This is a genomic window from Saccharospirillum mangrovi, assembly GCF_003367315.1.
In the GTDB taxonomy this organism is placed as follows: domain Bacteria; phylum Pseudomonadota; class Gammaproteobacteria; order Pseudomonadales; family Natronospirillaceae; genus Saccharospirillum; species Saccharospirillum mangrovi.
Genome location: NZ_CP031415.1, coordinates 506,499 through 519,661 on the forward strand (window position 1 = coordinate 506,499; position 13,163 = coordinate 519,661).

At 57.4% G+C, this 13,163-nt stretch carries 11 protein-coding genes; 6 read left to right on the plus strand and 5 right to left on the minus strand.

Going from position 1 to position 13,163, the window contains the following annotated elements:
- Positions 1–4 precede the first annotated feature (4 nt).
- The 5 genes from DW349_RS02425 to DW349_RS02445 all read right to left on the minus strand — a co-directional run bounded on the left by DW349_RS02425 (position 5) and on the right by DW349_RS02445 (position 5,809).
- Complete coding sequence (locus DW349_RS02425; RefSeq protein WP_108127233.1) at positions 5–730, minus strand: hypothetical protein; 726 nt, start codon at positions 728–730, stop codon at positions 5–7.
- Positions 731–786: 56 nt separating this feature from the next.
- Positions 787–1,884, minus strand: a complete 1,098-nt coding sequence (gene aguA / locus DW349_RS02430; RefSeq protein ID WP_269801854.1) for an agmatine deiminase — start codon at positions 1,882–1,884, stop codon at positions 787–789.
- 1 nt (position 1,885) lies between these two features.
- Positions 1,886–2,755: an N-carbamoylputrescine amidase gene (gene aguB, locus DW349_RS02435; RefSeq protein ID WP_108127229.1), complete on the minus strand. Its 870-nt coding sequence runs from the start codon at positions 2,753–2,755 to the stop codon at positions 1,886–1,888.
- Positions 2,756–2,970: 215 nt separating this feature from the next.
- Positions 2,971–4,332, minus strand: coding sequence for a glutamine synthetase family protein (locus tag DW349_RS02440; RefSeq protein WP_108127227.1), 1,362 nt, complete (start codon positions 4,330–4,332; stop codon positions 2,971–2,973).
- 25 nt (positions 4,333–4,357) lie between these two features.
- Complete coding sequence (locus tag DW349_RS02445; RefSeq protein ID WP_108127224.1) at positions 4,358–5,809, minus strand: NAD-dependent succinate-semialdehyde dehydrogenase; 1,452 nt, start codon at positions 5,807–5,809, stop codon at positions 4,358–4,360.
- Between the two features lie 395 nt (positions 5,810–6,204).
- Between DW349_RS02445 and DW349_RS02450 the strand changes: the two genes are divergently transcribed.
- The 6 genes from DW349_RS02450 (at position 6,205) to DW349_RS02475 (ending at position 13,157) form a co-directional block, all read left to right on the plus strand.
- A complete protein-coding gene (locus DW349_RS02450; protein WP_108127222.1) occupies positions 6,205–7,557 on the plus strand; it encodes a glutamine synthetase family protein in 1,353 nt (450 codons plus the stop codon).
- Positions 7,558–7,569: 12 nt separating this feature from the next.
- On the plus strand, positions 7,570–8,937 hold the full coding sequence (locus tag DW349_RS02455; RefSeq protein WP_232819383.1) for an aspartate aminotransferase family protein: 1,368 nt from the start codon (positions 7,570–7,572) through the stop codon (positions 8,935–8,937).
- A gap of 91 nt (positions 8,938–9,028) precedes the next feature.
- Positions 9,029–10,120: a polyamine ABC transporter substrate-binding protein gene (locus DW349_RS02460; protein ID WP_108127220.1), complete on the plus strand. Its 1,092-nt coding sequence runs from the start codon at positions 9,029–9,031 to the stop codon at positions 10,118–10,120.
- A gap of 180 nt (positions 10,121–10,300) precedes the next feature.
- Entirely contained in the window at positions 10,301–11,410 is a 1,110-nt protein-coding gene (locus DW349_RS02465; protein WP_232819386.1) for an ABC transporter ATP-binding protein, read from the plus strand.
- Positions 11,407–12,321 carry an ABC transporter permease subunit gene (locus DW349_RS02470; protein ID WP_108127217.1) on the plus strand — a complete coding sequence of 305 codons (915 nt, stop codon included), beginning with the start codon at positions 11,407–11,409 and terminating at the stop codon, positions 12,319–12,321. The genes DW349_RS02465 and DW349_RS02470 overlap by 4 nt, the downstream gene beginning before the upstream one ends.
- The gene (locus DW349_RS02475; RefSeq protein WP_108127215.1) at positions 12,318–13,157 is read left to right on the plus strand and encodes an ABC transporter permease subunit; all 840 of its coding nucleotides are present in this window, start codon (positions 12,318–12,320) and stop codon (positions 13,155–13,157) included. Before DW349_RS02470 ends, DW349_RS02475 begins: the two co-directional genes overlap by 4 nt.
- Positions 13,158–13,163: the final 6 nt, after the last annotated feature.

Sequence of the window (13,163 nt, forward strand, 5' to 3'; positions counted from 1 at the left end):
ATTTTTACTCGGATAGCAGGGCGGTAGATCGTTGATGAGCATGAATTTGAAACACAAAAATATAGAACAGAACCACGATGGGTTGGATGAGCAGTACGAGCAATGTCGCCTGCAGCAAAAGCTGGCGGCTCACTAACGGTAGCGTGATTAACACCAGCGTTATCGCGGCGAAAAAAACCAGATGTGCAATAAGCAGTGTCCAGACACGGCCCCGGCTGTAACGCCAGGCCGAGAAAATAACAGACCTTAATGGCGTTTTATTTACCACCAGATCAATCGTCCCGAGCGCGACCAGTCGCGATCCGAAATAAAACAGGATGGCGCACACACTGAGGTTGAACGGCAGTTCAGGAAGGTTCGGAACGTTCAGCACGATGGGCAGCCAGACAATCAGCCCGAGGATGATTACGGTTGCGATCAGCAGTAATTGGTAGCCAAACACAGCGGTAAAGTGATCCGCGCTTTTCTGAATGGCCGATAGCGGCGATACCGAGCTACCCGCTGAGGCGGTATGGATGTAATAAAGGATGGCGGTGCTCATCCAGACGCCGCCAACCCACAGCACCAAACGCGCCAGGTTGAGGGGGTTTGCGCCGCCGCTGGCCAGCCCTAGCACGGCCACGGCGCCGACCAGGGTGATCAGGCTGATGAGCAGCGTGATGCTGAATAGCCGTATCCAGTGCTGACCAAAAAAGCGGGCGGTATCGCGTAACCAGATGACGAAGTTCATGGTGTTGTGACTACCCAGGATAAGGGCCAGAACAGTAGCACAAACCGCTGCGGAAATTATGCCAGCGGTTGCTGTTGCGTAATGCAGTGAATGTTGCCGCCGCCGAGCAAAATTTCCCGACTCGCTACCGGCACAATTTCTCGGCCCGGACACAAATCCGCCAGGATATTGGCCGCTCGCTCGTCCATGGCATCGCCGAAGGCGGGCAGGATGATGCCGCCGTTGACGATCAGGAAATTCACGTAGCTGGCGGCCATGCGTTCGCCGGCGCGACGCGGCCAGGCTTTGGCGGCCTGGTCGATGCCGTCGGCTTCATCGTCTGTTTGAATCAGCGGTTGCGGCATCGGCAGTTTGGTGACTTTAAGTTTGCGGCCCTGGGCGTCGCGTTGGTTTTCCAGGTATTCCAGTGCTGTGCGGCTGCGTTGGTATTGCGGATCGCTTTCGTCATCGGTCCAGGCGAGCACGATGTGGCCCGGTTCGATAAAGCAGGCGATGTTGTCGATGTGGCCGTTGGTCTCGTCGTTGTACACGCCTTCGGGCAGCCACAAAACTGTGTCGATGCCCAGATGATCGCGCAGCTTTTGCTCGATCTCGGCGCGGCTCAAATGTGGGTTACGGTTGGCGTTGAGCAGGCACTCTTCGGTGGTTAATAAGGTGCCTTCGCCGTCGACGTGAATGGCGCCGCCTTCGAGCACGAAACCGTCGGTGCGGTAGCGTTCGATGCGTTCCATGTTGCAGATTTTCTGCGCCACCTGGTCGTCGCGATTCCACGGCTGATAGAGGCCGCCGGTCAGGCCGCCCCAGGCGTTAAATTCCCAGTCGTTGGCGCGTTGGTTACCTTTGCCATCGATCACGAAGGTTGGGCCGGTGTCGCGCACCCAGGCGTCGTTACTGGAAATTTCCACGACGCGGATTTTTTCACTCAGGCGGGCGCAGGCGTTTTCGTATTGGTCGGCCGACACACCCATAGTGACTGGTTCAAAGCGGGCGATGGCTTCGGCCACAGCGGTGTAGGCGCGTTGCGCCGGTTTGGCGCCGTAGCGCCAGTTGTCCGGCCGCTCCGGCCACAACATCCAGGTCTGGCGGTGCGGGTGCCATTCCGGCGGCATGAAAAAGCCGTCGGCGCGCGGAGTCGAGGCGAGTGGAAACGGCACCTTAACGGCCTCCATCTTTAGTCAACAATGTGCCGTACAGATCCGGGCGGCGGTCGCGGAATACACCCCAGGCGTGGCGGGTGGCGGCGACTTGATCGAGATCGAAGGTGTGGACTAACACCCCTTCTTCTTTGCGGCCGAATTCGGCGACTTTCTCGCCCAGTTCGTTGGCAATAAAAGACGAGCCGTAGAAGGTGATCGACTGTTCGCTTTCGGTCTCTACGCCGGTGCGGTTGCTGGCGATGTAGGGCACGAGGTTAGCCGCAGCGTGGCCCTGCTGGGTGCGCTGCCAGTGGTCGCGTGAATCGATGCTGCTGTCTTGAGGTTCGGTGCCGATGGCGGTCGGGTAGAACAGCAGTTCGGCGCCCATCAATGCCATCGAACGGGCGGTTTCCGGGAACCACTGATCCCAGCAAATGCCAACGCCGATGCGGGCGTAAGCGGTGTCCCAGACTTTGAAGCCGGTATCGCCGGGCGTGAAATAGAATTTTTCCGAGTAACCGGGGCCGTCGGGAATGTGCGTTTTGCGGTAGATGCCGAGGTTACTGCCATCGGCGTCGATAATGGCGACGGTGTTGTAGTAAGCGTTGTTGGCGCGCTCATAAAAGCTGATCGGCAACACCACTTTCAGTTCAGCCGCCACTTTCTGGAAGTGGGCAATGGCCGGGTTTTCCGCCATCGGTGTGGCGAAGTGCAGATAGGCTTCTTTCTGTTTCTGGCAGAAATAGCAGCGCTCGAACAACTCCTGGATCAGGATGATTTGCGCACCCTGGTTCGCGGCCTGGCGCACCAGTTGGTCCGCTTTGGCGATGTTGGCGTCGACGTCCCAACCACAGCTCATCTGGGTGGCGGCTACGGTGACCTGGCGCATCTGCATGTTCTCCGGTTTTCAATGGGTTGAGTGCCCAAAGGGCGGCGCATTTTAGGGCCGGTTGTTGTCCCTGTCTTGTGGTTTTTTTGTTGCGTTGGATGGTTGTGGGGAGATCCGGTGTGCCGGCCCAGCCGGCTCAAGGCCGGGATGGGATGACACTGATTGAGCGAGGTTTTTCAGCGTCTCCCGTCTTCCGTCAAGCGTCTCCCGTCCACTCAAACATAGGGCAACAACAGCTCATATTCCAACGGCGTAATCTGATGTTCGAACAGCCGCACTTCGGACCATTTGCAGATGCGGTACATGTCGACAAAGTCTTCGCCGAACCAGGTGTCGACGCGCGGGTCTTTGTCCATGGCGCGCAGGGCGTCGCGCGGGTTGTCGGCGATCACCGGGTGTTCCTGGTCGTAGGCGTTGCCGGTGACGGGTTCCGGTGGCTCGATGCGGTTTTGCAAGCCTTCGGTCACGCCGGCTAAAACAGCGGCGACGGCCAGGTACGGGTTGGCGTCGGCGCCGCTGAAGCGGTGTTCAACGCGGGTGGCTTCGACGCTGCCCGAGGGAATGCGCAGCGCCAGCGTGCGGTTGTCGTAACCCCAGGTTTTGGACGTCGGTGCGAAGGCATCGGGTGCCAGCCGGCGGAAGGAGTTGATTGACGGGCACAGCAGCGCTTGCACGCCGTCGGCCATCGAAATCAAACCGCCCATGGCCCAGCGCATATAGTCGTTCTGTTCCGGGTCTTCACTGGCGAAGATGTTGGTGCCGCTGGCGTCCATCAAGCTCAGGTGAATGTGCATGCCGCTGCCCGCTTCTTCGATGTAGGGCTTGGCCATAAAGGTCGCTTCCATTTCCCATTTGCGCGCGACCTGGGCGATAACGCGTTTGAGAAGTACGGCGTGGTCGGCCGCTTGCAACGGGTCGTCACAGTGGTGCAGGTTGACCTCAAACTGGCCGGGCGCGTATTCGGTGATCACGGTGTCGGCCGGGATGTTCTGGGCGTGGGCGGTGTCGATGACGTCGCGGATAAAGAAGTCGTACTCGTCCAGGTCGTCCATCGAGTAGACCTGCTTGGAACTCATGCGGCGACCGGAGGTGGGCGAGACCGGCGGCTGCAAACCGCCGTTGGCGTCGCGTTCGGTGTCGATCAGATAAAACTCCAGCTCGACGGCGATGCCCGGTGTGTAACCCAGTTGGTTGAAGCGTTCGATGGCACCGACCAACACCTGGCGCGGGTCCATGGCGAAGGGCGTTTCGCCGTCGGTTTCGTACATCGAGAACAGCGCCTGGGCGCGGTCTTCGCCTTGCCAGGGCACCGGCGCCAGTGAGCCGGGAATGGGCAGGCAGAGGCGGTCGCGGTCGCCGTCTTCAGCGCCGAGGCCGGTTTCTTCGACGGTGGTGCCGGTGGCGTCCAGCGCCATCACGGAACCGGGCAGGCTGAAACCTTCGGTAAAAACTTTTTCCAGCAGTTCGACTTCAATGCGCTTGCCGCGAATTACGCCATTCAAGTCACTGACCAGCAACTCGACGGTCGAAACCTCGGGGTGCTGTTCCAGGAAGGTGGCAATTTCTGAGTGGGCCATGATGTTGTCTCGGTAGGGGTGGCGGTCAACGATCCAGACCGCCCAGGCAGAGATACTTGATCTCCAGGTATTCGTCGAGGCCGTAGTGGCTGCCTTCGCGGCCCAGGCCAGATTCTTTCACACCACCAAACGGCGCGATCTCAGTGGAGATCAAGCCTTCGTTGATGCCGACCATGCCGTACTCCAGTGCCTCGGCAACACGCCAGATTCGTGCCAGGTTGCCGCTGTAAAAATAGGCGGCCAGGCCAAAGGGCGTGTCGTTCGCCAGGCGAATGGCGTCGGCTTCAGTTTTGAAGGGAGTGATGGCCGCCAGCGGGCCAAAAATTTCTTCCTGGCTGATGCGCATCGCTGGCGTGATGCCGGTTAATACCGTCGGTTCAAAGAAGTTGCCGCCCAGGCTGTGGCGCTGACCGCCGGTGAGAATTTTGGCACCGTTATCGGTCGCGTCTTTGAGCAGGGTTTCGACTTTTTCCAAGCCAGCAGCGTTGATCAGCGGGCCTTGTTGCACGCCGTCATCGAGGCCGTTACCGACTTTTAATCGCTGGGAACGTTTGGCCAGCTTTTGTGCGAACTGATCGTAGATGCCTTCTTGGACAATAAAGCGATTGACGCAGACGCAGGTCTGGCCGGTGTTGCGGTATTTGGAGGCAATGGCGCCATCGATGGCGGCGTCCAGATCGGCGTCGTCGAAAACAATAAAAGGTGCGTTGCCGCCCAGTTCCATCGATACGCGTTTCACGCTGTCGGCGGCTTGTTTGATCAGTTGTTTGCCGACGGGCGTTGAGCCGGTGAAGCTGACTTTGCGCACCAGTGGGTGCGTGCTCAGCACTTCGCCGACGGCTTTGCCGGAACTGGCGGTGACGATGTTCAGCACGCCAGCAGGCAAGCCGGCTTCTTCACCCAGTTGCGCCAAAGCGAGCGCAGTAAAGGGCGTCGCTTCGGCGGGTTTCACCACCATGGTGCAGCCAGCGGCCAAGGCCGGCCCAACTTTGCGGGTGATCATCGCGAGCGGGAAATTCCACGGCGTGATGGCGGTGCAGACGCCGACCGGTTGTTTGATCGCGAAGACGCGTTTGTCGGCCGCGTGGGTCGGAATGGCATCGCCGTAGGCGCGTTTGCCTTCTTCGGCGAACCACTCAATAAAGGATGCGCCGTAGGCGACCTCGCCTTTGGATTCCGCCAGCGGCTTGCCGCATTCCAAGGTCATCAATTCGGCCAGGCTGTCCTGGTGTTGCATGATCAGGTCGAACCAGCGGCGCAGGATTTGCGCGCGGGCTTTGGCGGTGTGTTGTTTCCAGTCGGCCAGCGCTGAATGTGCGGCTTCGATGGCGGATTCGGCGTCGCTGGGGCTGCAATCGGCCAACTCAGCCAGAGTTTCGCCAGTGGCGGGATTCACAACGGTGTAACGTCGGTTGGCCGATGCGTCGGTCCAGCGGCCATGAATGTAGCTTTGAGTGTGCAGCAGCGGATGTGTCACCGTGGGCCTCCTTCGAGCCCGTTTGAGCGGTCGGGCAAAAACGACATTGAATGGGATGGCAACTAGCTAACCCCATTTGTGCTCAGACCTCAAGTGCGTGATTAGAATATTTGACAACCTGCCGTTTTATGGGCATGAATGGCCGGGGTGGGTGTTTTAAATAATAAACATCCCCGCTTTTGATCCTGGCTTTTGGCGTTTGAATCTGTGGCTGTCTGAATGCGAAGTCGCTCCTATAATGAAGCGATTCGTCACGTTCATTCGGCCGTTGCCGAGGCTGGCGGATCATGACCCTAAAAACCCCTTGAGGCCGTCAGGTGACTCGGGATTGTTTGTCGGTGAAAACCGTTTGTCGGTGAAAACCGACGACTCCCGCGATAACTCGGCGGAAATGTATGGAAAACCTGATTAAGTGGCTGAAAGACAATCGCATTACCGAAATCGAGTGCATCACGCCGGACCAGACTGGCATCGCACGCGGCAAGATTCAGCCCACCAGTAAGTTCATCAATGAAGGCGGTATCCGCCTGCCCGAAAGCGTTCTGTTGCAAACCGCCACCGGCGATTACCCCGACGACGACGCCTACTACAACCTGCTCGACCCCGCCGACATCGACATGCTGTTGCGTCCGGACGAAAACGCCTGCTTTTTGGTGCCCTGGGCCGAAGAGCCGACCGCTCAGGTGATTCACGATTGCTACGATTCAATGGGCAATATGATCAACCTGTCGCCGCGTGCGGTACTGCGCAAGGTGTTGTCGCTGTATGAAGACCAGGGCTGGAGACCGATTGTCGCGCCGGAGGTGGAGTTCTATTTAACCCAGCGCTGCACCGATCCCGATTTACCGCTGGAGCCGCCGATTGGCCGCTCCGGTCGCAAGGAAAGTGGCCGCCAGTCGTTCTCCATCGACGCGGCCAACGAGTTCGATCCGATCATCGACGATATCTACGATTGGTGTGAAGCGATGGAACTCGACATCGATACCCTGATTCACGAAGAAGGCACCGCCCAGATGGAATTTAATTTCCGTCACGGCGAAGCCATGAAACTCGCCGATCAGGTGTTCGTGTTCAAACGCACCGTGCGCGAAGCAGCGTTGAAGCACAAAATCGGCGCCACCTTTATGGCGAAGCCGATCACTGGTGAACCGGGCAGTTCGATGCACATTCATCAGTCGCTGATCGACATCAAAACCGGCCAGAATTTGTTCTCCAATAAAGACGGTTCGGCGTCGCCACGGTTCCTGAATTACATCGCTGGCTTGCAAACCTACATCCCGCACATGATGCCGATGTTCGCCCCCAACGTGAATTCGTACCGCCGCTACCTGCCCGGTGCCGACGGCAACGCGCCGGTTAACATCGAGTGGGGCGAAGAAAACCGCACCTGCGGTCTGCGCGTACCGAACGCGCCGCCGGAAGCGCGCCGTGTGGAAAACCGTTTGCCCGGTTCCGACACCAACCCCTATCTGGCGATGGCTGCGAACCTGGCATGCGGCTATCTGGGCATGATGGAAGATTTGAAACCGCGCAAACCCATTGCCGGTCGTACCGCCGATGAAGCCGATCCCGACGTGCCTTTTAACCTGGAAGCGGCGCTGGAAATGATGGCCGAAAACGACACCGTGCGGGACATTTTGGGCGCGCAATTCGTCGACGGTTTTATCGCCACCCGTTGGGCCGAGCACGAAGGCTTCAAACGCGTCATCAGTTCCTGGGAACGCGAGTTCCTGTTGTCGGCGGTGTGATTCGGAGGCCACATGACCCAAGCCCAGATGTCCGACCTCACCGCCCACTGGCAACAGCAGGATGCCGATCATCATCTGCATCCGTTCGGTGACAGCGGCGCCATCGCCAAAGACGGCGCGCGCATCATCACCCGGGCGCAAGGGTCGACCATTTGGGACAGCACCGGCAAGGCGTATCTCGACGCCTTTGCCGGTCTGTGGTGCGTCAATTTGGGCTACGGCCGAGCGGAGCTGGTGGAAGCCGCGCGCCGGCAAATGACCGAATTACCGTACTACAATTTATTCTTCAAAACGGCGACACCGCCGGTGGTGGAACTGGCCGCCAAGCTGGCCGAGTTAGCGCCATCGCACATCAATCACACCTTTTTCACCAACAGCGGCAGCGAGGCGAACGACACCGTTTTTCGTCTGGTGCGTCGTTACTGGGACATCAAAGGCAAGCCGACCAAGAAAACTCTGATCGGTCGTCACAACGGCTATCACGGCTCGACCGTTGCCGGTGCCAGTCTCGGTGGCATGAAGCCGATGCATGCTCAGGGCGATTTGCCGATCAGCGGCGTGGCGCATATTCGTCAGCCGTATTGGTATGGCGAAGGCGGTGATTTAACGCCGGACGAATTCGGCTTGCTCGCCGCTCGCGCGCTGGAAGAAAAAATTCTCGAACTCGGTCCTGAAAACGTTGCGGCTTTTATTGCCGAACCGATACAGGGCGCTGGCGGCATTATCATTCCACCGGCCACTTATTGGCCGGAAATTCAACGCATCGTGCGTCAGTACAATATTTTATTGGTGGCCGATGAAGTGATCTGCGGCTTCGGTCGCACCGGCGAATGGTTCGGCTGCGAGACGTTTGATATCAAAGCGGACCTGATGCCGATTGCCAAAGGTTTGTCGTCCGGTTATTTGCCAATTGGCGGCGTCATGATGTCGGACGACATCGCCGACACTATGAAACACGGCGGCGAATTTCATCACGGTTTTACCTATTCGGGGCACCCGGTCAGCGCGGCCGTGGCTCTGGAAAATCTGCGGATTCTGCAAACCGAAGGCGTCATCGATCGGGTTCGTGCAGACACCGCCCCCTATATGCAATCACAGTTGCGGACATTGGCGGATCACCCTTTGGTGGGTGAAGTACGCGGTGTTGGTATGTTGGGCGCCGTCGAGTTGGTGCAAGACAAGGCCAGCCGGCGTCGTTACGCTGAAGAAGGACGGACGGGCACGTTGTGCCGGGACAAGGCTCTCGAAGAAGGGCTCATCCTGCGCGCAACCGGCGATACGATGTTGATGTCGCCACCGCTCGTCATCACTTGCGCTGAAATCGACGAACTTATCGCCAAGACTCGGCGAGCATTGGATAATACGCTCGCCGCGCTCTAGCGCAGCGACTGATTGGTCGATGATTGGCGCTATTGGCCGCACACCCATACCGGGTTGGCCGCATCATGATACTGCAGGGGAGTTCCCAACAATGAAGACATTGAGCAAAACCGTTGCCCTGACCGCGCTTGCGGCATCAGTGGCCAGCGCGGCCTTGGCCGAAGATCGAGTGGTTCGAATCTACAACTGGTCCGACTACATCGCCGAAGACACCCTGGATAATTTCACCGCCGAAACCGGCATCAATACTATCTACGATGTCTACGACTCCAACGATGTTCTGGAAGCCAAGGTGTTGTCCGGTCAGTCCGGTTACGATCTGGTGATGCCAACCACCGATTACATGGCACGTCAGATTCAGGCTGGTGCTTATCAAAAGCTGGATAAGTCGCTGATTCCGAACTGGAGCAACCTGGATCCGGAATTGATGGCCACGCTGGAAACCTATGATCCAGGTAACGAATACGGTGTTCCGTGGCAGTGGGGCACAACCGGTATTGGTTACAACGTCGATAAAATTCAGGAAATTCTCGGTGACGATGCGCCGATCGGTTCTTGGGCACTGGTGTTTGAACCTGAGTATGCGTCCAAGCTGGCTGAGTGTGGCATCACCATGCTGGACTCTCCGGAAGAAGTGCTGCGTGCGGTTTTGAAATACGAAGGTAAGGACCCGAACAGCCACGACCCTGACGACTTTGCCGATGCAGCTAAGCGCTTGGAGTCGGTGCGTCCTTACATCCAGTACTTCCACAGCTCGCGTTACATTACCGATCTGGCGAATGGCGACGTCTGTGTCTCCATCGGTTGGTCCGGTGACGTCTTCCAGGCTATGGCACGCGCCGAAGAAGCAGAGAACGATGTGTCGATCGAGTACTACATTCCGCACGAAGGTGCGGCACTCTGGGCTGACATGATGGTGATCCCGGCCGATTCACGAAACGCCGCAGCTGCTCATGCCTTCATTAATTACGTGCTGCAACCGCAACCGGCCGCCGATATCACCAACTACGTTTGGTATGGTAGCCCGGTGAAAGCCGCTGAGCCGTACATCGATCCGGAAATTCTCAGTAACCCTGGCATTTACCCAGAAGAAGGCACCGAGCTGTTTTCTTTTGAAGTACTGCCGAGTTCCGTACAGCGTGTCATGACACGCAGTTGGACACGCCTCAAATCAGGCAGCTGATTTAAACACTGGGCCGGGACTCTCCCGGCCCTTGCCGCAAGGGCCTTGGCAGCAGGACCTTTGCGGCAAGCCGATCGCAAATCTCATTCAAAAAACCAAAAATTTCCCGTTGGCCTGAACACATTTATTAGGGGGCAGCAGATGGCAATATCGGCGGGCGCACGTCGCCAGCAAAACGAGATGCAACACCAGCAACAGGGCAGTGAAACCCTGTTGCGGATCGAAGGCATCAGCAAGTATTTCGACGATGCGTTGGCGGTCGATAACGTCAGCCTCGATATTCGCAAAGGCGAAATCTTTGCGCTGTTGGGCGCATCCGGTTCCGGCAAATCTACGTTGCTGCGCATGATGGCCGGCTTCGAAGTGCCGACCGATGGCCGCATTATTTTGGACGGTGAAGACATCACCTGGCAGCCGCCCTATCAACGTCAGATCAATATGATGTTTCAGTCCTACGCTTTGTTCCCGCACATGTCGGTGGCGCAAAACGTGGCCTTTGGTCTGAAGCAGGACAAATTATCCAGAGACGTCATTGCCGAGCGCGTGCAACGCATGCTCAAGCTGGTGCACATGGAAAAATACGCTGGCCGCAAACCGCACCAATTGTCCGGCGGTCAACGTCAGCGCGTAGCGCTGGCACGTAGCCTGGCGAAGCAGCCGAAGTTGTTGTTGCTCGACGAACCCATGGGCGCGTTGGACAAAAAACTGCGCACTGAAATGCAGTTGGAAGTGGTCGATATTCTGGAAAGCGTTGGCGTGACCTGTGTGATGGTGACGCACGATCAGGAAGAAGCCATGACCATGGCCGACCGCATCGCCATTATGGATGAAGGTTACATCCAGCAGGTCGGTTCGCCGGTCGACGTTTATGAAAGTCCGGTCAATCGGATGGTGGCGGAATTCATCGGTTCGGTGAACCTGTTCGAAGGCGAAATCATTGCCGATGAAGGCGACCACATGCGCTTGCGTTCGCCCGATCTGGAACGTGAAATCTACATCGGCCACGGTGTCAGTTCGAGCGCTGAAGATTTAGCCATGCTGTTTGCGTTGCGTCCGGAAAAAACCTGGCTGACGCTGGAGCAACCCGAAGGTGAGCGCAACTGGTCGCCGGGCGTTGTGCACGACATCGCCTATCTGGGCGGGCATTCGGTCTATCACGTCCGGTTGCCGAGCGGCAAAATTGTGCAGTGCTTCCTGGCGAATACCGAACGTCGCGCTGAGCGCCCGAGTTGGGAAGACCCGGTGTTCGTGCATTGGGCCGATGACAGCGGCGTGGTGATCCGGCCATGAGTGGGCTCAAGGTACGTAAGCTCGATCTCAGCCGGCTGCCGGGCGGTCGCAATTGGGTCATTTCAGTGCCCTATTTGTGGCTGCTGGTGTTCTTCGCGTTGCCCTTCGTTATCGTTGCCAAAATTTCATTCGCCGTCGCTGAAATTTCCATTCCGCCCTACAGCGCCATGTTTGAATGGGCCAACAACGCGTTAACCGTTCACCTGAATTTCGATTCGTATTTGTGGCTGTTGGGTGACGACATCTACATCCATGCCTATTGGAATTCGATTCGCATCGCTTTCAATTCCACCGTGTTGTGTTTGTTGGTCGGCTACCCGATGGCGTATGCCATTGCCAAGGCGCCAGGCCGGATGCAGGCAACGCTGTTGATGTTGATTTTGTTGCCGTCCTGGACCTCGTTTCTGATCCGCGTTTACGCCTGGATGGGGTTGCTCAGTAACAGCGGCATCATCAATTCCTTTTTGCTTTGGCTGGGTGTCATCAAAAGTCCGATTCAGATGTTGAATACGGATTTCGCGGTCTACATCGGCGTGGTTTACGCCTATCTGCCGTTTATGATTTTGCCGCTCTACGCCAATCTGGTGAAACACGATCCGACCTTGCTCGAAGCGGCCAACGATTTGGGCGCGCGCAAGTGGACCACCTTTTTCCGTATTACGCTGCCGCTGTCGAAAAACGGCATCATCGCAGGCTCGATGCTGGTGTTTATTCCGGTCGTGGGTGAGTACGTGATTCCCGAACTGCTCGGCGGCGCCGAAACGGTGATGATCGGTAAGGTGTTGTGGCAGGAATTTTTCAATAACCGCGATTGGCCGGTGGCCTCAGCCCTGGCAATTTTGATGTTGTTGATTCTGATCGTGCCCATCGTCCTGTTCCACCGTTACCAGAACAAGGAGCTGAATTCATGAGCACGCGTCGTCGCTTCAGTCTCAGCCAATTGTGTTTCTGGTTGGGCATTGTCTTTCTGTATGCACCCATGGTGGTGTTGATTGTGTACTCATTTAACGAGTCGCGACTGGTGACCGTTTGGGCCGGTTGGTCAACCAAATGGTACGGCGAGTTATTCCGCGATGAGCAATTGATGAACGCCGTGTTGCGCTCGTTCCAGGTGGCGTTTTATGCCGCCTCGGCGGCGGTGATAATCGGCTTGCTGGCGTCGGTGGTGATGGTGCGTTTCCAGCGCTTTAAAGGCCGTACATTATTTTCCGGCATGATCACTGCGCCTTTGGTTATGCCGGACGTGGTCATCGGTTTGTCGATGCTGTTGCTGTTTGTGGCCGCGGCGCAAACCATTGGCTGGCCGGCGCATCGCGGGTTGTTAACGGTGTGGATTGCGCACACGACGTTCTGCATCGCGTATTCCACGGTCGTGATCAGCTCGCGCTTGCGGGAAATGGATCAGAGCCTGGAAGAAGCCGCGTTGGATTTAGGCGCTACGCCGGTAACGGCATTTTTCAAAGTGACGTTGCCGATCATTGCGCCGGCCATTGTTTCCGCCTGGTTGCTGTCGTTTACCTTGTCGTTGGACGACGTGGTGATTGCCAGCTTCGTAACCGGACCGGGTGCAACGACCTTGCCGATCGAAGTATTCAGTTCGGTAAAACTTGGGGTGACGCCGAAAGTGAATGCGCTGGCGACGATCATCATCGGCATCGTATCGCTGGTGGCGCTGGCTTCCTGGTATGTGTCGCGGCGGGTTGATGAACGTCAGCGCGCAGCGGAACACATGGCGGCCGATGCGTAATTGACG